General features: G+C 71.1%; 23 protein-coding genes. 17 read left to right on the forward strand and 6 right to left on the reverse strand.

Features of this window, described 5'->3' with window-relative positions; translation table 11 throughout:
- Positions 1-8: 8 nt before the first annotated feature.
- On the forward strand, positions 9-383 hold the full coding sequence (locus ACQP2X_RS03130; protein ID WP_498694230.1) for an RCC1-like domain-containing protein: 375 nt from the start codon (positions 9-11) through the stop codon (positions 381-383).
- On the opposite strand, the gene ACQP2X_RS03135 is transcribed toward ACQP2X_RS03130, so the two are convergent.
- The gene (locus ACQP2X_RS03135) at positions 286-2,466 is read right to left on the reverse strand and encodes a hypothetical protein (RefSeq protein WP_498694231.1); all 2,181 of its coding nucleotides are present in this window, start codon (positions 2,464-2,466) and stop codon (positions 286-288) included. The genes ACQP2X_RS03130 and ACQP2X_RS03135 overlap by 98 nt on opposite strands.
- Positions 2,467-2,597: 131 nt before the next feature.
- Between ACQP2X_RS03135 and ACQP2X_RS03140 the strand changes: the two genes are divergently transcribed.
- A complete protein-coding gene (locus ACQP2X_RS03140) occupies positions 2,598-2,972 on the forward strand; it encodes a tetratricopeptide repeat protein (RefSeq protein WP_498656888.1) in 375 nt (124 codons plus the stop codon).
- 10 nt (positions 2,973-2,982) lie between these two features.
- The gene (locus tag ACQP2X_RS03145; RefSeq protein WP_364663048.1) at positions 2,983-3,267 is read left to right on the forward strand and encodes a Smr/MutS family protein; all 285 of its coding nucleotides are present in this window, start codon (positions 2,983-2,985) and stop codon (positions 3,265-3,267) included.
- Here ACQP2X_RS03145 and ACQP2X_RS03150 read toward each other — a convergent pair.
- Positions 3,264-3,392 (reverse strand): hypothetical protein, encoded by a 129-nt coding sequence (locus tag ACQP2X_RS03150; protein WP_498694232.1) that lies wholly within the window; start codon positions 3,390-3,392, stop codon positions 3,264-3,266. The genes ACQP2X_RS03145 and ACQP2X_RS03150 overlap by 4 nt on opposite strands.
- A 2-nt stretch (positions 3,393-3,394) precedes the next feature.
- Entirely contained in the window at positions 3,395-5,749 is a 2,355-nt protein-coding gene (locus ACQP2X_RS03155) for a M28 family peptidase (protein ID WP_498694234.1), read from the reverse strand.
- 75 nt (positions 5,750-5,824) lie between these two features.
- Between ACQP2X_RS03155 and ACQP2X_RS03160 the strand changes: the two genes are divergently transcribed.
- The 8 genes from ACQP2X_RS03160 to ACQP2X_RS03195 all read left to right on the forward strand — a co-directional run bounded on the left by ACQP2X_RS03160 (position 5,825) and on the right by ACQP2X_RS03195 (position 13,675).
- The gene (locus tag ACQP2X_RS03160; RefSeq protein ID WP_498694235.1) at positions 5,825-6,160 is read left to right on the forward strand and encodes a hypothetical protein; all 336 of its coding nucleotides are present in this window, start codon (positions 5,825-5,827) and stop codon (positions 6,158-6,160) included.
- Between the two features lie 81 nt (positions 6,161-6,241).
- A complete protein-coding gene (locus ACQP2X_RS03165; protein WP_498694236.1) occupies positions 6,242-7,444 on the forward strand; it encodes a PP2C family protein-serine/threonine phosphatase in 1,203 nt (400 codons plus the stop codon).
- A gap of 5 nt (positions 7,445-7,449) precedes the next feature.
- Positions 7,450-9,048, forward strand: a complete 1,599-nt coding sequence (locus tag ACQP2X_RS03170; protein ID WP_498700784.1) for a sensor histidine kinase — start codon at positions 7,450-7,452, stop codon at positions 9,046-9,048.
- Positions 9,045-9,500: a response regulator gene (locus ACQP2X_RS03175; protein ID WP_498694238.1), complete on the forward strand. Its 456-nt coding sequence runs from the start codon at positions 9,045-9,047 to the stop codon at positions 9,498-9,500. Before ACQP2X_RS03170 ends, ACQP2X_RS03175 begins: the two co-directional genes overlap by 4 nt.
- Positions 9,493-10,302, forward strand: a complete 810-nt coding sequence (locus ACQP2X_RS03180) for an inositol monophosphatase family protein (RefSeq protein ID WP_498694240.1) — start codon at positions 9,493-9,495, stop codon at positions 10,300-10,302. The genes ACQP2X_RS03175 and ACQP2X_RS03180 overlap by 8 nt, the downstream gene beginning before the upstream one ends.
- A gap of 8 nt (positions 10,303-10,310) precedes the next feature.
- On the forward strand, positions 10,311-11,084 hold the full coding sequence (locus tag ACQP2X_RS03185; protein ID WP_498694241.1) for an SDR family NAD(P)-dependent oxidoreductase: 774 nt from the start codon (positions 10,311-10,313) through the stop codon (positions 11,082-11,084).
- A 112-nt stretch (positions 11,085-11,196) separates the two neighbouring features.
- Positions 11,197-12,159 (forward strand): coiled-coil domain-containing protein, encoded by a 963-nt coding sequence (locus tag ACQP2X_RS03190; protein WP_498700785.1) that lies wholly within the window; start codon positions 11,197-11,199, stop codon positions 12,157-12,159.
- 25 nt (positions 12,160-12,184) lie between these two features.
- On the forward strand, positions 12,185-13,675 hold the full coding sequence (locus ACQP2X_RS03195; protein WP_498694243.1) for a fused MFS/spermidine synthase: 1,491 nt from the start codon (positions 12,185-12,187) through the stop codon (positions 13,673-13,675).
- A gap of 145 nt (positions 13,676-13,820) precedes the next feature.
- Here the strand turns inward: ACQP2X_RS03195 and ACQP2X_RS03200 are convergent, their stop codons facing one another.
- Positions 13,821-15,848: a serine/threonine-protein kinase gene (locus ACQP2X_RS03200; protein WP_498694244.1), complete on the reverse strand. Its 2,028-nt coding sequence runs from the start codon at positions 15,846-15,848 to the stop codon at positions 13,821-13,823.
- Between the two features lie 260 nt (positions 15,849-16,108).
- On the opposite strand from ACQP2X_RS03200, the gene ACQP2X_RS03205 reads away from it, so the two are divergent.
- Both ACQP2X_RS03205 and ACQP2X_RS03210 read left to right on the forward strand, forming a co-directional pair.
- Positions 16,109-17,326, forward strand: coding sequence for an MFS transporter (locus ACQP2X_RS03205; protein ID WP_498694245.1), 1,218 nt, complete (start codon positions 16,109-16,111; stop codon positions 17,324-17,326).
- A 10-nt stretch (positions 17,327-17,336) separates the two neighbouring features.
- The gene (locus ACQP2X_RS03210) at positions 17,337-18,062 is read left to right on the forward strand and encodes an SDR family NAD(P)-dependent oxidoreductase (RefSeq protein WP_498694246.1); all 726 of its coding nucleotides are present in this window, start codon (positions 17,337-17,339) and stop codon (positions 18,060-18,062) included.
- Between the two features lies 1 nt (position 18,063).
- On the opposite strand, the gene ACQP2X_RS03215 is transcribed toward ACQP2X_RS03210, so the two are convergent.
- Positions 18,064-18,462, reverse strand: a complete 399-nt coding sequence (locus ACQP2X_RS03215; RefSeq protein WP_498694247.1) for a hypothetical protein — start codon at positions 18,460-18,462, stop codon at positions 18,064-18,066.
- A 108-nt stretch (positions 18,463-18,570) separates the two neighbouring features.
- Between ACQP2X_RS03215 and ACQP2X_RS03220 the strand changes: the two genes are divergently transcribed.
- The 4 genes from ACQP2X_RS03220 to ACQP2X_RS03235 are packed head-to-tail and all read left to right on the forward strand — an operon-like array spanning position 18,571 to position 22,423.
- On the forward strand, positions 18,571-20,724 hold the full coding sequence (locus ACQP2X_RS03220; RefSeq protein ID WP_498694248.1) for a RecQ family ATP-dependent DNA helicase: 2,154 nt from the start codon (positions 18,571-18,573) through the stop codon (positions 20,722-20,724).
- Positions 20,725-20,767: 43 nt separating this feature from the next.
- Positions 20,768-21,073, forward strand: a complete 306-nt coding sequence (locus tag ACQP2X_RS03225) for a metal-sensitive transcriptional regulator (protein WP_498694249.1) — start codon at positions 20,768-20,770, stop codon at positions 21,071-21,073.
- Positions 21,074-21,096: 23 nt separating this feature from the next.
- Positions 21,097-21,309: a heavy-metal-associated domain-containing protein gene (locus ACQP2X_RS03230; protein WP_267561683.1), complete on the forward strand. Its 213-nt coding sequence runs from the start codon at positions 21,097-21,099 to the stop codon at positions 21,307-21,309.
- Entirely contained in the window at positions 21,302-22,423 is a 1,122-nt protein-coding gene (locus tag ACQP2X_RS03235; protein WP_498694250.1) for a DUF8832 domain-containing protein, read from the forward strand. Before ACQP2X_RS03230 ends, ACQP2X_RS03235 begins: the two co-directional genes overlap by 8 nt.
- Here ACQP2X_RS03235 and ACQP2X_RS03240 read toward each other — a convergent pair.
- Positions 22,420-23,553, reverse strand: coding sequence for a class I SAM-dependent methyltransferase (locus ACQP2X_RS03240; protein ID WP_498694251.1), 1,134 nt, complete (start codon positions 23,551-23,553; stop codon positions 22,420-22,422). The two genes, ACQP2X_RS03235 and ACQP2X_RS03240, sit on opposite strands and share 4 nt — an antisense overlap.
- Between the last annotated feature and the right edge of the window lie 78 nt (positions 23,554-23,631).

Below are 23,631 nucleotides of genomic sequence, written 5' to 3' on the forward strand. Positions count from 1 at the left end.
ATGGTTGCATGCGACGGATACTTGTGATCTTGGCCGTCGCCGCGGCGCTCACCCTGTCGGCGGCGCCCGCGTCGGCCTCCGACGACCAGCTCGTCGAGGTCGGGCTCCACCAGCGGGTCGTCCAGCTCGTGGCCGACGGGGACAGCACCTGCGCCCTCACCGAGAAGGGCGAGGTCTACTGCTGGGGCGCCGGCTATCCGCCCCGGCGCACGGCCGGCGACACCACGCTCCTGCTCGTGGCGATCGGCGCCCTGCTGATCGCCGGCGGCTCCTCGATGCTGCTGGTCAGCCGCTGGTCGCCGACAGCGCGGCGTCGCGCAGACGCGACGCGCCCTGCTTCAACCGCTCCGTGTAGTTCGGCCGGTTCCAGTTCGGCCACTTGACCTGCCCGATCGCCTGCTCGGTGCCGGACGCCGTCAGTGAGACGGTCACCCCCGGGCTGGCCTCGAGGGTCAGCTTCCCGTTCTTGGGCACGGCGACACGGCGCGTGGACGGGTCGGCGAAACCGAGCATTGCCCACGGCACGCGAATGGTCAGGCGGTCGTCGTCGAGGTGCCACAGCGCCCGGCTGTCGGCCTCGTCGTCCGACGGGTCCCAGCTGCCGTGCACGAGCAGCCCGGCGTTCTGGAGCTCGACCGGCTGCTTGGCCTTGGTCGTCGGCACGGTGTGGGCCCGGTTGGTGATCAGCTCGAACGGCTTCCAGCCCTCCGGCGCCGGCCCGCGCGCCGACTCCGGCACGGCGAAGTCCAGCTTGAGCGGGTCGAGCTGGTCGCGCAGATAGGCCTGCCCGGTGTGGCCGATCAGGTTGAGCGCGAAGACCGCGTCCGGCCGCCGGTCGGTGCTGCCGGCCATCGGCGGCCCGGTGACGCCGTCCAGCACGTCGAATCCGACGATCATCGACCCGGGCGGCGATTTCGCGAGCTTGACGTCCAGGGTGACGTACGCCTCGTCGGTCGTGGCCTTGACCTCGCGCGCCGGCCAGGCGTCGCCGCTGTCGAGCAGCTGCTGCTCGGCCGCGTCGCGCGCGCCCGCCGGATCCATCGCGAGTACCCCGAAGTGCTGCTCGTTGGTGAGCGGGTCGTGCCACAGCTTGCGGCGCTGCCCGTCCTGGTGCCCGACGGTGTTCCAGGTGTAGCGGTACCACTCGTCCATCCAGCCGAACAGGAACCCGCCCGCGAGGCCCTGGTTCTTCATCATCCGCAGCAGGTCGGCGCTGATCCGCATGGCCTCCTGCTCGCTGTGGTCGCCCTGCGAGCGGCCCAGCGGCCCGCTGTGCGCCGAGCCGATCGAGGACGGCACGCCGAACTCGGTGATCATGGTCGGCATCGTGGAGTGGTGCTTGCGCAGCGCTGTCACATATCCCGCGTAGGGATCGGCCTGCCCGTCGTACTCGAAATTGTTGAGATCGGGCTCGTAGCGCAGAAAGTCCGGATAGTACGGGTACGCGTGGTAGCTGGCGAACGTGCCGGCCGGCCAGTCCGCCGTCGGCAGCACGTGGTTGGCGTCGATCTGGAGCAGATCCTCCTGGTCGAGCGGCTCGGCCGGGTGCCGCAGCGGATCGGTGGTGGCCCAGTTGACGAAGGCGATCGGCTGGCTGACGCCCTTCTTGGCCACGTATCCGGCCAGCTCGTCCATCCGGGCCGCGAACCAGCGCTCGGTCGGCGTCGACTTCGGCGTGTTCCGGAAGTACTTGCCGGCGTACCGCTTCACCGAGGCGTTGCGCTGATCGGAGGCGGCGCCGGCGCGCGGGTCGAGCTCGGCGCCGATGATCCAGCCGGTCAGCCACGGCGTGACGTCGGTGTTCCAGACGCCGCCGGGCCGCCCGGGGCGGGTCGAGCGGCTGAAGTCACCCGAGACGGCCTGGGCCGCGGCCTCCAGCTCCTGCCGGAACGTCGTGGTCACCCGGGCGTCGAAGAGGTTCTTCTTGCCGATGTACGACTCGTCGGTCATCGACACGCCCTGCACCAGATAGAGCGGCCGCTCCGGGTTGTCCTGGTTGTAGGCGGCCAGCTGCTCGTAGAAGGCGGGCGGGTGGATCTTGTAGATGCGGACCACCCGGATGCCGAGCCAGCCCATGGCCGCGAACCAGGCCCGATATTGCGCGGCCGAGATGGCCGGCTCGCCGGGCAGGTGGCCCGGGGTGGTGTCGCTCAGGTCGACGCCGGGCAGGAAGGTGCGGTCGCCGCCCGCGGTGTGCAGCTGGAAGGACTGTCCGTCCGAGCTGGCGACCATGCGCAGGCCGTCGGCCTCACGCGGGGCCGGCGCCCACGAGGTGCCCGACGGCGGTGAGGGGATCTCGCGCATCCCGGAGATCAGGAATGCGGGCGAGTTCACCGCCGGCGTCGACGTCCCGCCGGCCAGCAGCAGGCACAGCGAGATCGCGAAGACCCCCACGACGGCCGCCTTGAGTCGCCCGAATCGTGGACGGGCCGGCGCGGACACGAACTGACTCGGAAAGTCCCCCACGCAGGCATTGTCTGACGGCTGGGTTGCTGTATGCGGCGATTTGTCGGGAAGCTTGGATCATCGGAACACTCGCTGTTCGCGCTGTGTTGTGCAAGCGTTGAGACAGGCGCGTGGGCAGAGGAGCGTGGGACGTGGATCTTCTGGAGGACTACCGCAAGGCGACCTTCTACTTCGAGTCCGGCGACCCGCTCGGGGCCGCGCGCCTGCTCGAGCCGATAGTCGAGGCGGAGCCGCACAATTCGGCCGTACGTCTCCTGCTCGCCCGGGCCTATTTCAACTCGGCCCAGCTGAACGGGGCGGAGAAGCAGCTCAGAGAGCTCGTGGAGCATGATCCATCGGATCACTACGCGCACCACGTGCTCGGCCGGACCCTGGAGAGGGCCGGCCGCTTTCGTGAGGCCCTGCCCCACCTGCGGCTGGCCGCCGCGATGAAGCAGCACACCGACTACTCCGAGGCCGTGCACCGGGTCGAGGAGTGGCTCGGCAAGTCCGACCCCGAGAAATAGGATCTTCGACGTGAAGCTGAAGCTCGACCTGCACGACATCTTCAACAAGGGCACCGAGATCGACCGCGCGCTGCGCGGCGTGATCGACGAGGCCATCCAGAAGAAGGCCGCCATGGTCGAGATCATCCCGGGCAAGGGGAGCGGGGCGCTGAAGAAGAAAGTGCTCCGCTTCCTCGACCAGAAAGAGATCAAGCAGCTCTACCACCGGGTGGAGAAGGACGGCGACAACTGGGGCCGGCTTTTCGTGCACTTCCGCCACGACGCGCCCACCGGCCGTCGCGGCCGGGGCCGCTAGTTCTGGTTCAGGCGTAACCCCATCAGCACGGGCAGCGTGTCGTCCGCCCAGGCCTCCTGGAACGCCTCGGTGTAGACCGCACGCAGCTCAGCGATGTTCTCCACCCCGGACGGCGCGATCCTCATGGTCACAACGTATAGGTCTTCGCCACTGCGAGCAGCTCACTGGTGTGTGAGCCGACGGCGCCGACGTCGGCCGGGCGCGGCCGGAAGCCGGGCAGAGCGGTGAGGCCGTCGCTGCCGTCCATGGCCCGGAACTTGATCGGGCCCGGGGCGCGCACGGTCAGCGTCACGTCGATGCCGCCGGCGGGCGGGGCGTGGAAGGCGAAACCGAAACCCCACGGGCTGCCGGCGGCCGGCTTGTCGACCGGAATGGTGTGGCCCTCGACGGTGGCCGCGGCGACCGGACTCCCGGCCACCACGTGCAGGGTGACCAGGCGGACGGCGCGCTGCGGCTCGAGATGCACCTGCACCGTCCGCGTGTCGCCCGAGCGGGTGTCACTGATGAGGGTGAGTTTCGGGGCGGGCAGGGAAGCCGGCTGGGCCTCGCCGGTGCGGACCTCCTCGGCCCCGAACGCCGGCAGCGTGTCGTCGACGCGGTGAAGATCTCCCGAGACGTACTGGCCGGTCCAGTCCTGCGTCCTCGGCTCGTCGCTGATCCACCGGGCGGTGCCGGTGTCGGCGTCCATCGCGTACATGAGCTGGGTCGGCGCCGGATGCTCGGCGTCGAACCGGTCGACCGAGAGGCCCACCACGGTGAAGACGATCGCGGCCAGGACGGCGGCCGCGGTGGGCAGCGCCCCGAGCCGCCGGTCGCGTGCCGCCTCCACGCCCCGGCGGCCGCCGGGAACGGGATGGATCAGGTCGATCACGGGCAGCAGGGCCAGACCGAGCAGGACGGTGAGGAACGCGCCGGCCGCGCCCAGCTGGAGGCCGAGGGCCGGGAAGAGCATGACCACCGTGGGCAGCAGGATCACCACCGCGACGACCCCGCCCGCGGTGACCGCGAGCACCTGGAGCCAGGGCCGGGCGTGAATGGCGACCAGCCCCGCGACCGCCCCGGCCAGGGCGGGCAGCGCGGCCAGATAGGAGCCGCCGGGGGTGACCGCGGCCAGCGCCACGCCGAGCACGGCCAGCCAGGCCAGCCCGGCGATAGCGAGCGCGGCCGGGCCGACCTTGCGGCGGAACAGGGCGAACCAGGCGAACAGCACGGCCGCGGTGAGGGCCACGACGGCCAGCCGGTACCAGCCCGGCCGGTACGGATCGATGGGCAGCTCGGCGTAACCGGGCCGGACCAGCGTGAGCAGCCACCATAGGACCTGGGCCATCACCGGCGCCAGCAGCAGCGGGATCAGCGTGAGCCCGGCCGAGGCCACGAGTCGGCGCCCGGTGATCAGAGCGCGGCGGCGGGCCAGCCAGGCCAGGGCGGCCACCGCGAGCAGCGCCAGCACGGCCAGCGGCCAGACCAGCGCGCCGGGATAGCGCACGAGCAGTCCCGGCACCGGGAAGTAGGTGGCGTCCTGGCCGCTGCTGAGCTTCGTCAGATCACGATCGCCCAGCTCGCGGGCGAGGGCGAGGGTGTTGTCGCCGTGATGCTGGAGGCTGTCCTTGTCCATCACGCCGGGCACGTCGGTCGGTGCGTGATAGATGGCGGCGCCGTCGATGTAGGCCGCGTTCAGACCGGCGAAGCCGGCGTCCTTGAACGCGGTGAAGTCGGTGTCGTTCGGCATGAGGCGGTAGATCTCGACCGCGAACGACGTGCCGACCGGGCGCGGCGCCGAGCCGTAGACGTCGACCAGCCGGCTGTTCCGGTCGGTGGTCTCGAACATGATCGCCGGGCCGGAGCTGCCGCGGGCCTCGAGGTTGAGCACGATGCCGCCGTCGCGGGCCAGCGGATGCTGATCGACGAACGCCTTGGCCCCGCACAGGCAGGCCTCCTCGCCGTCGGTCAGCACGAGCACGACGTCGTTGCGCGGGCGCGGGCCGGCCAGCAGGGCCCGCGCGGTCTCGAGGACGGCCGAGGTGCCGGCGGCGTCGTCGTTGCCGCCCGGCCCGGTCTGCACCGAGTCGTAGTGCGCGACCAGGAACAGCCGTCCCGTGGAGGCCGTGCCCGGTATCACCGCGACCACGTTGCGGACATGGGCGAAGCTCGTGCCACCCGCGCTGGAGGAGAGCCCGGCACCCTGCACCGAGACCGTGTCCTGCACCTCGGGCGAGAGCCCGAGGCCCCGCAGGGTGGTCAGCAGATGCTCGCGCACCTCGTCCTGAGCGGCGCTGCCGACCGGGTGGGGCCGGGTGGCGATCGCCTCGACCTGCTGAAACGCCCGGCCCGCGCTGAACTCCCCGGCCGGCGCCGAGGCCGGCCGCGCCTCGGGCGGCCGCACCGCGCGTGCCGCCGCGAAGCCGGCCAGCACGAACACGACGATCGCGATCACGGCGGCCGATGCCCGGCGGGCGGGGTCGGCGAGGGCTGGTGCGCGCATGGAGGACATCTAAGCGCCTGTACCGGGCAGCGGGTAGTCGGAAGATCTTTTCGGGCGTGGCCTAGCGTTGACGGGGTGAGCACGCCGTTCGACCCCGCCGCCGTCGTCGCGGAGTTCATCGACCGGGTCGCACCCTATGACCCCCAGCCGGGGGCCGCGCCGGTCGCCGTGGTCGGCGTGCGCACCGCGCTCGGCGAGGCCACCTTCACGGTCGGCGACCACGTGATCCGCGCCATGTGCCGGGCGCTCGAGGCCTATCGCGATCCCGACGACCGGGGCACCTGCGTCGAGTGCGGCAGCCGCTCGCTCGACGAGAATCTGCACTGCCGGGAGTGCGGCCGGCTCCATGGCATCCTTGGTGAGGTCATCGCCCACCACGCCCGGCGCGTGGCGGCCGAGGAGGCCATGTGAGACCTCCTCGGTGTTGTGCCCGGCCATCCGGTGGTACACGATCAGCGGGTCGGCGCGGGGAGGGAACGATCGGGGTGGGGCATGACTGAGCGGTCCGTCGCGCCGCGCGCCCGCACCAGCAGTCCCGTCCCCCAGGAGCGCCTGCGCATCCTGCTGGTCGAGGACGACGAGGGCGACGCCTTCCTGGTGCGTGAGCTGCTGGACGAGGCCGAGGCCCCGTTCGATCTGCGGGTGGCGACCAGCCTGCGCGAGGCCCGCGGCATGCTCGGCGGCGTCCAGTGCGTGCTGCTCGACCTGGGGCTGCCCGACGCCGAGGGCATCGACGGCCTGCGCAAGCTCCTGGCCGTGGCCGGCAGCGCCGCGGTCTGCGTGCTCACCGGCCGCTCGGACGAGCACCTGGGTGTCGCCTCGGTGGCCGAGGGCGCCCAGGACTACCTGGTCAAGGGCCAGGTCGACGGCGTGCTGCTGACCCGCGCGCTGCGCTACGCGGTCGAGCGCAAGCGGGCCGACGAGAACGCGCAGCGGCTGCGCGAGGTCGAGCTGCGCCAGGCCGAGTCGGCCCGTCTCGAGCGCGGTCTGCTGCCCCAGCCGCTGATGTCCACCGACCAGGTGTCGGTGCACACCTTCTACCGCTCCGGGCGGGCCATGGGCCTGCTCGGTGGCGACTTCTTCGACGTCGTGCAGGTCGGCGACGACAAGCTTCAGGTGATCGTGGGTGATGTCTGCGGCCACGGTGTCGACGAGGCCGCCCTCGGCGTCGAGCTCCGGGTCGCCTGGCGGGCGCTCGTGCTGGCCGGCGTGCCGGACGATCAGATTCTGGCCTCGCTGGAGCAGGTGCTGATGAGCGAGCGGCGGGCCCGCGAGGTCTTCGCCACCTGTGCCGCGGTGACGCTCGACCTCTCCCGCAACAAGGCTGTGGTGCGGCTGGCCGGCCATCCGCCGCCGGTGCTGCTCTCGGGTGGCCGGGCCGTCCCGGTCGACGCCCGCACCGGCATCGTGCTCGGGGTGAGCCCCCGGCCGACGCCCGCGACCGAGATCGAGTTCTCCGGAGATGACTGGTCCTTGCTGATGTACACCGACGGCCTGATCGAGGGCCACACCGGCGCCGGTAACGAGCGGCTCGACGTGGAGGGCCTGTGCGGCCTGCTCGGCGAGGAAGCGGCCCGGGCGGTGCCGCTGCCCGCGCTTCCGGCCTGGCTGGTGGGCCGGGCCGAGCAGGCCAACGGCGGACCGCTGGCCGACGACGTGGCCATGCTGCTGATCTCGCAGGGGAGTGGGCGGTGAACGTCTTGAGCGTGCGTACCTGGACGTTGCGGCGCCGGGTCGTCGCCCTCTGCATCGCGGTCGGCATCCTGCTGTCCGGGCTGGCCGTCCTGGCCGCGATCACCGCGACCTCGAACAACCGCCAGCTCGACGACGTGCTCAACCGGGCCAGTCCGATGCGCGCGGCCGGCGAGGCGCTGAACACGGCGTACGTCGACCAGGAGACCGGCATCCGGGGTTACGCGATCACCGGTGACAAGGACAACCTGGAGCCGTACACGACGGGCGTAGCCGACGAGACGCGGCTGATCGCTCGCCTCGAGGGCTATCTGCATCCCGACGACACCGCCATCCGCGAGTCGTTGCAGGTCGTGCAGGAGCGGGCCGCGGTCTGGCACAGCCAGGTCGCCACCCCGGTCATCCAGGCCATCGAGACCGGCGGCGCCGACGCGGGCCAGGAGAAGATCAACGCGGCCTCGACCACCCAGTTCGACGAGCTGCGCAAGTCGATCGCCCTGATGCAGGACGACATCCAGGTGCTGCGGCAGAGGTCGGCCACCGCGGCCAAGGACTCGAGCCAGAGCATGGTGGCGATCCAGATCGCCGCCGCGGCCATCATCATCCTGGCCGGCGCCGCGCTCCTGCTGCTGCTCGACCGCCTGGTCACCCGGCCCGTGGTGGAGCTGGCGGGCCAGGTCCGGCAGGTGGCCGACGGCGACTACGACAAGCACATCGTCAGCACCGGCTCGCCCGAGCTGGCCAGCCTGGCCGACGACGTGGACGGCATGCGGCAGAAGATCGCGGCCGAGCTGGCCGAGGTCCGCGAGGCGCGCACCCAGATCGAGTGGATCAACGATCAGCTCAAGATCCAGGCCGAGGAGCTGACCCGCTCCAACCGCGATCTGGAGCAGTTCGCGTACGTCGCCTCGCACGACCTCCAGGAGCCGCTGCGCAAGGTGGCCAGCTTCTGCCAGCTGCTCCAGCGCCGCTACTCGGGCCAGCTCGACGAGCGCGCCGACCAGTACATCGCCTTCGCGGTCGACGGCGCCCAGCGCATGCAGCGCCTGATCAACGACCTGCTCGCCTTCTCGCGCATCGGCCGCCTCACCGCGGGCTTCACCGACGTCGACCTGGGCCGGGTCCTGCCCGAGGTGAAATCGCAGCTGGAGGCCCGGGCCGGCGAGGACGCCGAGATCGTCTGGACCGACCTGCCGACCGTCGAGGGCGAGGAGCCGCTGCTCACCACGCTCTTCGTCAACCTGATCGGCAACTCGCTCAAGTTCCGCCGCCCCGACGTGCCGCCGGTGATCAAGGTGAGCGCCGAGCGGGAGGGCAAGGAGTGGCGGATCAACGTCCGGGACAACGGCATCGGCATCGAGGCCGAGTTCGCCGACAAGGTCTTCGTGATCTTCCAGCGCCTGCACGCCCGGGACGCGTACGAGGGCACCGGCATCGGACTGGCGATCGTCAAGAAGATCGTCGAATATCATGGCGGACGGATCTGGCTGGACCTCGAGGTCGAGGAAGGCACGTCGATCTACTTCACGCTTCCGGTGCTGCCGGGAACTGACGACGACGCGCCCGAGGTCCCGGCGCAGGAGACGCGGAAAGAGGTCACGGCATGACAGGCGCTGTTCGCGCGGACGGCACCCCCATCGAGGTGCTGCTGGTCGAGGACGATCCGGGCGACGTGCTGATGACGCAGGAGGCGTTCGAGGAGCACAAGGTCCGCAACCGGCTCAACGTCGTCTCCGACGGCGCGCAGGCTCTGGCCTATCTGCGCCGCGAGGGTGAGTACGCCAACTCGGTGCGCCCCGACCTCATCCTGCTCGACCTCAACCTGCCCAAGCGGGACGGCCGCGAGGTGCTCGAGGAGATCAAGAAAGATCCCGAGCTGGGCCGCATCCCGGTCGTCGTGCTCACCACGTCGGCCGCCGACGAGGACATCCTGCGCAGCTACCAGCTGCACGCGAACGCGTACGTGACCAAGCCGGTCGACTTCGAGCGGTTCATCGCGGTGATCCGGCAGATCGACGAGTTCTTCGTCAGCGTCGTGAAGCTGCCGCCGCGTGCTTGACCAGGTCGCCGATCTCATCCGCGAGGTCGCGGCGACCGAGGTGCTGCCGCGTTTCCGCCACCTGGCCGACGACGAGATCAAGCAGAAGGCCCCTGGCGACCTCGTCACCATCGCCGACCAGGAGTCCGAGAAGGCGCTGACCCGCGGGCTCACCGCGCTGCTGCCCGGCTCGACTGTGGTCGGTGAGGAGGCGGTCGCGGCCGACCCGCGCGTGCTCGACCGGCTGAGCGACGGCGGTGACGTCTGGATCGTCGACCCGGTCGACGGGACGAACAACTTCGCGGCCGGCAAGACGCCGTTCTGCGTGATGGTGGCGCTGGTCCGCGACGGCGAGCCGACGGCGTCGTGGATCCTCGACGTGGTCGGTGACCATCTGACGCTGGCCGAGGCCGGCTCCGGTGCCTACCGCGACGGCGTCCGGGTGAAGACCCGCACCGACGATCCGGGCACGGCGGCGATGCGCGGCATACTCGCGCGTCACTACCTGCCCCAGCACCTGCGCGACGTCGCCGACGCCCACACGCATGTGTTCGGCGAGGTGACCAACGGTCATCACTGTGCCGGCTACGAATATCCGGCGCTGGCCCTCGACGAGCAGCAGTTCGTGCTCTTCTGGCGGATCCTGCCCTGGGACCACGTGCCCGGCTCGTTGATCGTCCGGGAGGCCGGCGGCACCGTGCTGCACCTCGACGGCACGCCATACAAGCCCACCGACAGCGAGCGCGGCATGCTCGTGGCGCCCAACGACGACGTGTGGCACACCGTCCGCGATACGTTGTTCCCCGATCCGTCGATCCTTTAGGGGCGCGCGTGTCGACGTACCTCGAAAGCGTCTTTGGCCTGGAAGGCCGCACGGCCGTGGTGACCGGGGGAAGCTCGGGCATCGGCCGGGCCATGGCGGTCGCGCTCGGGCGGGCGGGCGCGCGCGTGATCATCATCGCCCGCCGCGCCGAGCTCATGGACGAGGTCGTCGCCGAGCTGCGCTCGTTCGGCGCCGAGGGGCACGCGATCTCGGCCGATCTCGCGGTGCGGGAGGCGGTCACGGCGGTCGCTTCCCAGATCATCGAGACGTACGGGTCCCCCGACGTGCTGGTGAACTCGGCGGCGGTCAACCGGCGCCCGCCGATGGATGCGCTGAGCGAGGACGACTGGGATCTGACGCTCGCGGCCAACCTGACCGCGCCCTTCCTGCTCGGGCAGGCCTTCGGCCCGCAGATGGCCGCGCGCGGCTGGGGACGAATCATCAATGTGGTGTCGCAACAGGCATTCCGGGCGTACGGCAACAGCGGCGCCTACGGGGCGGCCAAGGCTGGACTGGTCGGGCTGACCCGGTCGCAGGCCGAGGCGTGGTCGCCGCGCGGCGTCTGTGTCAACGCGATCGCCCCCGGCGTCGTCCACACTCCACTGACCGAACCGGTCTTCGCCGACCCGGCCACGGTGGCCAAACACGCCGCCCGCACCATGATCGGTAGAAACGGCGTACCGGATGATTTCGGGGCATGTGCCGTCTTTCTGGCCAGCGATGCTGCCGTCGCCGTGACGGGCCAGACACTCTTCGTCGACGGTGGTTACTCGGCTACTTGATCGATCTGCCGATCCCTTGCGCAGCACGGTAAAGTTCCCCGCGCTGACGATAGGGGAGGTATCCGTGGCGGCGGTTTTCCTGCGCCGGATCAGCGCTGGGCTCGCCCTGCTCATGGCAGCGGTCGTCCTGGTGCTGACCGTGCCGAGCGCGGCGCAAGCCGATCCCGACGAGGGTGACAGCAAGACCCTGCGCAGTGCGCTCGAGTCTGCCGCCAAGGGCCAGGCCACCGCGATCCAGAAACTGAACGCCTCGAAGAAGCGCCAGACCCAGCTCCAGGCCACGGTCAAGCAGTCGGAGGCACGGGCCAAGGGCATGGAAGGCCAGGTCTCCGAGATCGCCAGCCGGTCCTACCGGCTCGGCCGGCCCAGCACGATGTCGATGCTGCTCGACAGCAGCTCGCCCGACGTCTTCCTGGAGCGCATCGAGCGCCTCGACATGATGGCCCAGCTCGACAGCCAGATCCTCAACCAATATCGCGACTCGCTGACCAAGGCGAAAGCGGCCAAGGCGGCCATCGACAAAGAGGTCGTCGAGCAGACCAAGCAGGTCGCGGCGCTGACCAAGAAGAAGAAAGAGGCCCAGCGCGCGCTGGCCAGCGTCGGCGGCGGCGCCAGCTCGGGCGGCTTCGTCTCGGCCAGTTCACCGGCCGCCCAGCCGGCCCCGCGCAACTCCGACGGCTCCTGGCCGGACGAGTCCTGTTCGGTCAAGGACCCGTCGAGCTCGGGCTGCCTCACGCCGCGCACGCTCCACGCGTACAAGGAAGCCCGCTTGGCCGGCTTCACCCGCTACACGGTGTGCTGGAGTCAGCGCTCCTCGGGCGAACACCCCAAGGGCCGCGCCTGCGACTTCTCGTCCAACGCGTCCACGTTCAAAAACTCGGCCGCCACGGGCGGTGACAAGGCGTACGGGGACCGGCTCGCGTCGTACTTCATCAAGAACGCCGACGAGCTCGGCGTGATGTACGTGATCTGGTACCGCCAGATCTGGATGCCCGGCACCGGGTGGAAGAGCTACAGCGCGAGCGGCGGACCCTCGGTGGTCCACACGAACCACGTGCACCTCTCCATGCTCTGATCGTGGCCCGGATAACATCCGGCTGATGGGAAACCCACCGCGCGCCCTGCCGTCCGGTCTCGCCACCGCCCTGGTCTTCGGCTCCAGCGGAGCCGTGCTCGTCCTCGAGATCGTCGCGCTGCGGCTGGTCGGTCCCTATGTGGGCGTGACCCTCCAGGTCAGCAGCTCCGTCATCGGGGTCGCCTTGGCCGCCATCGCGTACGGCACGTGGCTGGGCGGCCGCCTCGCCGACCGCTACGACCCCCGCTCGCTGCTCGCGCCCGCCCTGCTGCTGGGCGCGACCGGCACGGCGGTGACCCTGCCACTGGTCCGCTACGGCGGCGAACTGCTGCGCGGCGGCGCGGCCCCGGCGGTGCTGCTGCTGGCCGCCCTGGCGGTGTTCCTGCCCGCCTTCATCCTGTCGGCGGTCAGCCCGCTGGTGGTGAAGCTCCAGCTCAGCGACCTCAACCGCACCGGGTCGGTGGTCGGACGGCTGTCCAGCATCGGCACCCTGGGCGCGATCACGGCCACCCTGGCCACCGGCTTCATCTTCGTGGCGGCGGTGCCGTCGTCGTGGATCGTGCTGATCCTGGCCGTGCTGCTGGCGGTCGCGGGCGGGGCGCTGTGGTGGTGGCTGCGCGCCGCGGTCCCGGTCAAGCCGAAGGTCCGGGCCGCGCTCGTGACGGTGGGCCTGGTGGGGGCGGGGCTGGGAGTGTCGTCACCGAACCCGTGCGACGTGGAGACGGCCTATCACTGCGCGACGGTCGAGACGGACCCGGCGAAGCCGGCCGGGCGGACGCTGATCCTGAACTCGGCCCGGCACTCGTACGTCGATCTGAACAACCCGAAGCACCTGGAGTTCGAATACATCCAGTGGATCGCGTCGGTGGCCGACGTGCTGCCGCCGGGCCCGGTGAACGCGCTGCACATCGGTGGGGGCGGGTTCACGATGCCGGCGTACCTGAAGGAGACGCGTCCCGGCAGCGACCAGCTGGTGGCCGAGCTCGACGGCGGGCTGGTCGACCTCGACCGGGAGAAGCTGGGCCTGGTGACCGGCCCCGACCTGCGGGTGAAGGTGGGCGACGCGAGGGTGGCGGTGGCCGAGCAGGAGACGGCGGCGTACGACTTCGTGATCGGGGACGCGTTCGGCTACCTGGTGGTGCCATGGCACCTGGCGACGAAGGAGATGGCGCAGGACATCGCCCGGGTCACGAAGCCGTCCGGCGTCTACGTCCAGAACGTGATCGACTACCCGCCGAACAGATTCATCCGAGCCGAGATCGCCACGGTGGCGGCGGCGTTCCCCCACGTGGCGGTGATCGCGCCGCAGGACGCCCTGGACGGCAGGAAAGGTTCGAACTTCGTCATCATGGCCTCGAAGAGCGAGCTGCCGCTAGACGAGGTCCGCTCCCGCCTGCCCCTCCAGGCCAAAGAGCCGGTGACCGTGCTGGCCGGTGCCGCCTTGGACGCTTTCGTCGACAACGCCCGCGTCCTGACCGACGACTACGCCCCCGTCGACCAGCTCCTGGCCGGCTGAGCCCGCTTCGCTCAGCGCGTCCCCGCGCCTTCCCGCGCCGTGTCGCTCCTTCCGCGCCTCCCGCGCCCCGCGCCCCCGCGCTTCTCAACCCGCTTCCCGGTGCGGGCCTGAGCGAATGGAGCCGACGCGGGCTTCGGCGTGCGTCTCAGAGCGCCAAGGAGTAGCCGGTGCCGGTGGCCTTTCGGGCGGTCGGGGGTGAGGTGGCCGGAGCTGGCGTGACCGTTTTGGTGGGCTTCGGGGCGGGGACGCCGACCTTCCTTTGGGGCGTGCCCTCCTTGCGGCGTTTTGTTCCGCCCCCTTGGCCGTGTGATTTCTCGGCGGCCACGGCCTCGGCCTGATCGGTCTCGCGGTCGTCCAGGTCGGGGACGCGGTCGCGGCGGCTGGCGGGGGTGCTGCCGAGCACCTCGACCTGGCATTTCCGATCGTCCACGCTGAACGACAGCGGTAGCGGGTTGTAATCGCTGTACTCGCCACGCAGGGTGAAGCTCTGGTGTTTGCCGCTACCCTTCGCCGTCACCCGTTGACCCTTCTGAGTGACGGTCTTGGGGACGCTGGTGAGACGCTGCGTCCCCGGATAGGAGAACTGGAGCCGCCACTCGGCGTCCGTCTCGCTGGTGGCCACGGTCAGCCGGGCCACGTAGGCCCGGCCGGAGTCGCTGCGCAGCTGATAGCGGACCGAGCAGGTGACCTCGGCCGGCCCGGCCGCGACCACGCCGGCGCCGGCCGCCTGGGCCTCGTGGACGTCCGGGCTGTCGCGGGTGGTGGCCCAGCTGATCCCGGCCGCCGCGAGCACGGCCAGCGTGGCCGCGCCGGCTTGGAGGCGATTGCGGCCACCCGGCAGTTCCGGCCGCCGCAGATCGGACCGCCGCAGCCCGCCACCCGCGAAGAGCCCGTCCCCGAGCGGCCGCGGCCGCCGCCGCAGAACAGCGCCGACCTTCAGCCGGGCCCGCAACCGCAGCACCTTGAGCGACGGACGCGTCCCCGGCTTCAAAAAGCCGAGCAACGACCGCCCCGACGTCGCCAGGATGGGTTCGGTGGGCGTAGCCCGCGGCGGCATGATCGGCCCCGTCGGTCCCAGTCCGTTCACATCTGCGGCCTCGGAAGCGCCTGCTGCCTCCGAGCGCCCTGCCTCCGAGCGCCCGGGCCTTGAGCGAGCGGCCTTCGAGTGGTCGGTCTCCGAGCGCCCGGCCTTGGTGCGGTTGGGGGTCATGCCGGCGGGTGGGGTGGTGGGTGGACGGTGCGCGGTCGCCGGGTGCGTGGCTGAAGCCCGTACGGTGGCCGGGGAATCTGAAAAGCGCTGAGGGAGTGCGGGTATGACCGCCTGGACGCCGATGATGGCGGCCAGGGCGTGTGCCACCTCCGCGGCTCCGGGGCGCTCCTCGGGACTCTTGGTCAGGCAGCGCATGCACAGGTCGGCCACGGCCGGTGGCATGCCCGGGAGGGTGGGCAGCGGCTCCGGGTCGGCGTACAGGTGGGCTCGGAGGGCGTCCGCCGTCGTCTCCGCCGGCCAGGGCAGGCGGCCGGTGAGCGAGCGGTAGAGCAGCAGCCCTAGCGCGTAGACGTCGGCCGACGCCGAGACCTGTGAGCCGCCGAGCCGTTCCGGTGCGAGATAGGCCGGTGTGCCGAGCAGGCTGCCGTCGGGTGCGGCGTCGCGCTGGCCGACGATCGCCGAGATGCCGAAGTCGACCACCTTGGCGCCGGCCCCGGTGAGCATGACGTTGGCCGGGGTGACGTCGCGGTGCACGACCCCACGCGCGTGCGCGGTGGCCAGCGCCGAACCCACCTCGACGGCCACGCTGACCGCGTCCCGCCAGCCCAGCGGCCCCTGCCGGGCGATCCGCGCCGACACCGACTCGCCGTCGTTGAGTTCCATCACCACGAACGGCACGGTGACCTGGTCGTCGAGCGCCGACTCGCCGAAGTCGTACACCCCGGTGATGTGCGGATGGCAGAGCCGGGCCGCGGCCAGGGCCTCCTGGCGGAGCCGGTCCCGGAAGCTCTGGTCCTCGGCCAGCTTCGACGACAGCACCTTGACCGCCACCGATCGCCCGAGCGTCTCGTCGAACCCGCGCCACACCTCGGACATGCCGCCGCTGCCCAGCTTCTCGACCAGGCGATAACGCTCGGCTATACGAAGCGAATCGTCTTGTCCGTTTCGCTCCGTCCGCCCCATGTGCCGATTGTGACCCGAGGGGCGGCCCGCCCGGTGCCCGTCCGCCGAAACCCGCGTCCCTCGTCCCACAATGCCGGATTCGGGGCCGGCGGTTATCGTGAGGCGTCCGATGTCCCGGCTTCCCGGAGGGCTTCGCATGCAACTCATCAAGGTGATCGTCCCCGCCCCGGTGCGAGGACGCGCCGCTCTCTGACAGCGGCACACGGCTCCTCTCCTCGGGGCGGTCCTCGTGACCGTTTTCCTTCGCTCGAGGAGTACTTTTGCCTGCCCTTTTCACCGCGCCCCTGGGCGCGGACTTCTGGAAGCTCTGGACGTCGTCGGCCGTCACGAACCTGGGTGACGGCATCAGCATGGTGGCCGGCCCGCTGCTCGTCGCCTCCCTCACCGACAGCCCGGCCGCCGTGGCCGGGGCCGTCTTCGCCCAGCAACTGCCGTGGCTCCTGTTCGCCCTGGCCAGCGGCGCCTGGGCCGATCGGCTCGACCGGCGCAAGCTCGTCGTCACGGTCAACGTCATGCGGGCCGTGGCGTTGGGTGGCCTCGCCCTTGCGGTCGGGTGCGGCGCCGCGTCCGTACCCCTGATCTATGCGGTCTTCTTCCTGTTGGGCACGGGCGAGACGTTGGCCGACACCGCGAGCTCGGCCTTCGTGCCGGCCCTGGTGCCGGCCGAGCGCAGGCCCGTCGCCAACTCCCTGCTGTTCGCGAACTTCAACGTCCTCAACCAGTTCGCCGCCAAGCCGCTGGGTGCCTGGCTCTTCGTGGTCGCGGCGGCCGTGCCGTTCGGCGTCAACGCGCTGACGTTCGCCCTGGCCGCGGCCCTCGTGGCGGCGATCCGATCGGTGCCGCCGCCGGAGAAGCGGCCACGGACCCGGCTGCGTACGGACATCGCCGAAGGCATCCGCTGGCTGGCCCGGCACCGCCTGCTGCGAACCCTGGCCCTCACGATGGCCGTGGGCAACATCGTGTTCTGCGCGGCCTTCGCGGTCTTCGTCCTCTACGCCGAGCAGCGCCTGGGCCTGACCGGCGTCGGCTACGGCGTACTGCTGATCGCGTTCGCGGTCGGCGGGCTGCTGGGCACGGTGGTGGCGCCCACGCTGATCCGCCGCCTCGGCTCGGCGACCCTGCTGCGGGCCGGGCTGCTGATCGAGGTGGCCCTGCACGCGACGCTGGCCCTCACCCGCGAGCCGGTGGTGGCGGCCGCGATGATCGTCGTCTTCGGCGTGCACACCACCATCTGGGGCGTCGTGGTGACCACGATCCGCCAGCGCGATGTGCCCTCGTCGATGTTCGGGCGCATTGCGAGTGTGTACGCCTTCCTGGACCTCGGCGGTGCCGCTGCGGGCTCCCTGGTCGGCGGCGCCGTGGCCACCGCGTACGGCCTGGTGGCGACGTATTGGACCGCGGCCGCGGCCATGGCCGTCGTAGCGCTCGCCGCGTGGCGTCCGATCGCCCTGGCTGCCGGTGCGGTGGTTCCTCGATAGGGTCGGTGGCATGTCGAGGCTTGCGGTGGTCAGTGGGGGCGGAACGGGCATCGGCCGGGCGACGGCCGGCATGCTGGCCGGCGAGGGATACGACGTGATCATCGTCGGCCGGCGGCCCGAGGTGCTGGCCGAGGCGGTCGACTGGATCGGGCCGCAGGCGTCCGCGGTGACGGCCGACGTGTCCGACCCGGCCCAGGTCGCCACGGTCGTCGAGGCGGTCGGCGACCGCCGGCTCGACGTGCTCGTCAACAACGCCGGCGCCTATGTGGCCGGCGGCGGCGCCAAGCTCGACGAGGTGGCCGAGCATTGGCGGGCCAACTTCGAGTCCAATGTCGTCACCGCCGTCCTGCTGACCACGGCGCTGCTGCCCGCCCTGCGCCGTCCGGGCGGTCACATCATCCTGACCAGCTCGATCGCCGCCCAGCGGGGCGGTGGCGGCCCCTACTCGGCCGCGAAGGCCGCCCTGCACGGCTATGTCCTCGACCTCGCCGCCGACCTGGGGGAGCAGGGCATCACCGCGAACGTGATCTCCCCCGGTTACGTCACCGACAGCGAGTTCTTCGCCGGCCGGATGACTCCCGAGGGCCACACCAGGCGCGTCGACGCCACGCTGCTCAAACGGGCCGGCGAGCCCGGCGACATCGCCGAGGCGGTCCGCTGGCTGGTCGGCCCCGGCGGCCGTTACGTGACCGGCCAGATCATCAACGTCAACGGCGGGTCGGTCCTGGGCCGCTGAGTCATTTGGCGCCGCCGGTGAAGCGGCCCTCGCCCGCACGGTTGGGGCGGAAGCGGAGGCCGGACCAGCGGTCGTCGATGGCGACCTGGCCGCAGGGCCGCATGTCGAAGTCGGCGACGATCGGCCACAGGGTGTCGCGGTTGACGTCGGCCTTGTTGCCCTTCGGATAGGCGACCCAGAACACGCCCGGCTTGGCCAGGTCGGACGAGTGTTTCTCGAGCTGCTCGCGGGCGCTGGCCGCGCTCTCCGCGAAGAGCACCGCCGTGCTCGCCGTGGCCATCAGGTCGGCCTCGCGCACTCCGTCGGGCATCGGCGCCAGCAGTGGCAGCTGCGCGGGATCCGAGAGCCACACGGTGGTGTTCGGCTTGATCAGGAGCTTCTCGGCAATCGTCTTCGACATGCGTTCGAGCCTGGCACCGACAAAAAATGTTGTCAAGGACGTTGTGGATAACTCCCAAGCCTGTGGATAACTTCGGGTTCTGTCGGACCGGGCTGATAGACATGCCGGGTGAGCGAGACGACGCGTGCGACGACCGAAGTGACGCCGGCCCAGCGGGCCGAGGTGCGTGAGCGGGCCGAGGCGATCCTGCGCCGGCTCGCGGGCGATCACGCCAAGCTCCGCGAGGATCAGTGGCGGGCGATCGAGGCGCTGACCGTCGACCGCCGCCGGGTGCTCTGCGTGCAGCGTACGGGCTGGGGCAAGTCGGCTGTCTATTTCGTCGCGACCGCCCTGCTGCGCGCGGCCGACACGGCCGCGGGCCCGACGGTCATCGTCTCGCCCCTGCTCGCCCTCATGCGCAACCAGGTCGACGCGGCCGCCCGGGCCGGCATCCGGGCGCGCACGATCAACTCGGCCAACCTCGACGAGTGGTCGCTGATCGAGGCCGAGGTCCGCGCGGGCGAGGTCGACGTGCTGTTGATCAGCCCCGAGCGGCTGAACAACCCCGACTTCCGCGACAACGTGCTGCCCGGCCTGGCCGCCAGCACGGGCCTGCTGGTGGTCGACGAGGCACATTGCGTCTCCGACTGGGGCCACGACTTCCGGCCCGACTACCGGCGGCTGCGGACCTTCCTGGCCGGCCTTCCCTCCCGTACGCCGGTGCTGGCCACCACGGCGACCGCCAACGCCCGCGTCACGGCCGACGTGGCCGATCAGCTCGGTGACGCCCTGGTCCTGCGCGGCCCGCTCGACCGTGACTCGCTGCGCCTGGCCGTGCTCGACCTGCCGAACCCGGCGCACCGGCTGGCCTGGCTGGCCGACCATCTCGAGCGGCTGCCCGGTTCCGGCATCGTCTACACGTTGACCGTCGCCGGCGCCACCGAGACGGCCGAGTTCCTACGTTCGCGCGGGTTCGCCGTGGCGTCGTACACGGGACAGGTCGAAGACGCCGATCGCCGGGCGGCCGAGCAGGACCTGCTCGACAACAAGATCAAGGCGTTGGTGGCGACGTCGGCGCTGGGCATGGGCTTCGACAAGCCCGATCTGGGTTTCGTCGTCCACTTGGGAGCGCCGTCCTCGCCGATCGCCTACTACCAGCAGGTGGGCCGGGCCGGCCGCGCCGTCGAGCACGCCGAGGTGGTGCTGCTGCCGGGCGCCGAGGACGCGGCGATCTGGCGATATTTCGCGTCGCTGGCCTTCCCGCCCGAGGAGCAGGTCCGCGCGGTGCTGGCCAACCTGTGGCCCGACCGTCCGATGTCCACACAGGCGCTCGAGCCGCTCGTCGACCTGCGGCGCAACCGGCTCGAGATGATGCTGAAAGTGCTCGATGTGGACGGTGCGGTCCGGCGGGCACGCGGCGGCTGGCTCGCCACCGGCGAGCCGTGGACCTACGACACCGAGCGGTTGCGCCGGGTGGCCGAGGCGCGGTCCGCGGAGCGGAAGACCATGATCGAGTACGCCGCGACGACCGCCTGCCGCATGGAATTCCTGCGCCGGTGTCTCGACGATCCGGAGGCCGCGCCCTGCGGGCGGTGCGACAACTGCGCCGGCCCGTTGTTCGACGCCGAGGTGTCCGGCGCGGCGCTGGCCGCGGCGGACGCCTTCCTCGGCCGCCCCGGCATCGAGATCGCGCCGAAGAAGATGTGGCCGACGGGCCTCGCGGCGGTCGGGGTCTCCCTCAAGGGCAAGATCGCCCCGAGCGAGCAGATCGAGCCCGGCCGCGCCGTGGGGCGTCTTTCCGACCTGGGCTGGGGCGGCAGGCTGCGTGGCCTGGTGGCCCCCGAGGCGGCCGACGCGCCGATCCCCGACGATCTGGCGGCGGCCGTGGTCGAGATCCTCAAGAACTGGGCTCACGGCGACGACGCGTGGCCGGAGCGCCCGGCCGCCGTGGCGGCGATCGCGTCACGCCGCCACCCGGAGCTGATCCGCTCGCTGGCCGACCACATCGCCCGGGTCGGCCGCCTGCCGATGCTCGGCACTGTGACCTCGGCGCACACCGCCGACTCGGACCACCGGGGCAACAGTGCCCAGCGGGTCCGTTCGCTGCACGACGCTTTCACCGTCCCGGGCGAGTTGGCCGCCGAGCTGCCCCTCCTCACCGGGCCGGTCCTGCTGGTGGACGACCTGGTCGACTCCGGCTGGACGATGTCGTTGGCCGGGCGGGCCCTGCGACGTTCCGGTGCCACAGGGGTGCTGCCGCTGGCCTTGGCCGTCGCCGGCTGAAGTCCTGGAGGGTGCTATACGGGGAGGGGGTATGCTGATGAGCATGTCCGACGAGGCGATGGCGCAGCATGGGCCGCATGGGTATTCGGGTGACAAGGCTGCCCTGCTCGGGCGGCTCCGGCGTATTGAGGGGCAGATCCGCGGGATTCAGCGGATGGTCGACGAGGACACGTACTGCATTGACGTGTTGACTCAGATCTCCGCGGCCAAGAGTGCTCTTCAAGCCGTGGCGGTGGGGCTCCTCGAGGATCACCTGGCGCACTGCGTGGTCGACGCGGCCCGGGCCGGGGATCCCAGCGCCAAGGTCAAAGAGGCGTCCGACGCCATCGCCCGGCTCGTTCGTTCCTGACGGTTGTTCTGAAAGGCTCTGCCATGGCTGTGACCAGCACCTACACCGTTACCGGCATGACCTGCGGGCACTGCGTCCAGGCGGTGACCGGCGAGCTCTCCGCCCTTCCGGGCGTGGGTGACGTGCAGGTCGACCTCGCCTCGGGCGCGGTCACGGTGACCAGCGAGGCCCCGCTCACCGACGACGCGGTGCGTGCCGCCGTGGACGAAGCCGGCTACGAGCTCGCGAATGCCTGACGACCCACCGGTCGAGCCGGCCGCGACCGATGCCCGGGACGAGCCTGTCGTCCTGGGCATCGTGGGCGCGCGCCGGGCCGCCCGGGCCGCGGAGACGCCGGTGGAGGCGGAGCCCCGAGGCGACGAGGCGGACACACCGGCCGAGACGCCGGCGGGGGATCGGGCCGGGTTCCGGCTGGCGGCGTTCGGGGCGGTGCTTATCGTCGTGCTGTTCGCCGGGTACGGGCTGGGGCGGCTCAACAACTCGACCGCCTCCGCGTCGGCGCCACCGACCAGTGGGAACGCGACCGATGGCGCGGCCATGCCCGGTATGCCGGGCATGGCGGTCGACGAGAACCAGCCCCACGTGCACAACACCGACGGCACGGTCTCCCAGGGCGGCGCCACCAGCTCCGCCGTGGCCGCGGGCTCGGCCATCGGTGGGCTGTCGCTCAGCTCGTGTGGGCTGACGCTCGTTCCGAAGGGGACCACGTTCCAGGCCGGCAAGGCGCAACGGCTGAATTTCCAGATCACCGGGTCCGGCGGGGCGGCCGTCACGACGTACGCGATCGTGCATGACAAGCCCCTGCATCTGATCGTGGTGCGGCGTGATCTGAGCGGCTTCCAGCATCTGCACCCGACCATGGCGTCGGACGGCACCTGGGGCATCGACCTCACGCTGGCCGAGCCGGGGATCTACCGGATGATCGCCGACTTCACCGCTGTCGTCGGTGGACAGCAGATCGCCACCACGCTCGGCGCCGATCTGACCGTCGCCGGCGACTACGCGCCGGTGGCGCTGCCCGCTCCCTCGGCTGATGCGGAGACGGGGGGCTTCCAGGTCGCGTACGAGGGGAAGCCCGACACCGTCTCGACCCAGCCGATCCTGATGACGGTCACCGGGGCCGACGGCCGGCCGGCCCGGCTCGACCCCTATCTCGGCGCGTTCGGGCATCTCGTAGTCATGCGGGAGGGCGATCTCGCGTACGTCCACGTGCACCCGGAGACGCAGCTGGTCGACGGCAAGGTCAAGTTCTGGCTGGCCCTGCCGAGCGCCGGCGCCTACCGGATGTTCCTCGACTTCCAGGTCGCCGGCACGGTCCACACCGCGGCATGGACCGTGCGGATCGATTAGCGGGAGAGCAGCTTCTCCAGTGCCGGCGTCACGCCCCACTCGGAGGTGAGCGCCTCGTACTCCGCCCGCTGCGCATCGGTGGGCGGAGTCGTCGTCTTGCGGGCCCGCAGCAGCAGGTTGCGGGGTGTGTGGGCCGAGTCGATGAACTCGACCACCTCGACCTTGTAGCCGCGCAGGCGCAGCAGGCCGGCCCGCAACGAGTCGGTCAGCACGTCGGCGAAACGCTCGCGCATGATGGCGTGCCGGGTCAGCTCGCCGAACGGGGCCGGCGCCGGGCGGCCCTTCAGCTGGGCCGCGATGTCGTGGTGGCAGCACGGCGCGGCCAGCACCCACTCGGCGTTCCAGCTCACGGCCCGGGCCAGCGCCTGATCGGTGGCCGTGTCGCAGGCGTGCAGGGCGAGCACCAGATCGGGGTCGAACGGCACCTCCGCGTCCTCGATCGTGCCCGCCACGAACGTGACGTCCTCGGCGCATCCCAGCTCGGCGGCCACCTCCGTGTTACGTACCCGCTGATCCTCCCGGACGTCGACCCCCACCACCTGGACCTTCGCGCCCCGCCCGGTCAGATAGCGGTACGCGGCGAAGGTCAGATAGGCGTTTCCGCAGCCCAGGTCGACGACGCGGAGCGGCGACGGCAGCTCGGCCGGCAGCGACGCGGCCAGCGACCTCAGGAACGCGTCGACCTGGCGGCGCTTCGCCGCGTTGCCCCCGATGACCTTGAAGAGCGGGTCGCCCGGATCGAGCAGCCACTGCTTGGCCCGGTCGTGCTCGCCGGTCGCGGGAGCGGCGGCCACGGCGGCCGATCGGTGCACCTGAGCGTCACCCTTCTTGGTGACACGCAGTTGCAGCGTTCCCGTCGAGGACTCGACGTGCCAGTTGCCGAACGGCTCGCTGAGCAGCTCGTCGAGGGCCGACGGGGAGATGTCGACGTTGCGGGTGAACGGGCGAGAGCCGTCGTTGGTGACGATCTGCAACTTCGGCCCGGCCTTGAGCGTCACCGGGCGTACCTCGGCACGAACGATGGAAGGGGTTTGACCACGACGCTTGCCCGCCGCCACCGCACGGGTGAGACCGGGAGCAAGGATCATGTCCCGGACCTCGGCCAGGGCGTCGTCGAGCGATTGGGGCATCCCTCAATGATGCCTCGGAACGCCGGGCACCCTCGCAAGTGCTTGCCGTGGCAAAAGACTAGGCTGTCGGCGCGAGAA

It is taken from the genome of Actinoplanes sp. CA-131856 (genome assembly GCF_050956135.1).
Taxonomy (GTDB): domain Bacteria; phylum Actinomycetota; class Actinomycetes; order Mycobacteriales; family Micromonosporaceae; genus Actinoplanes.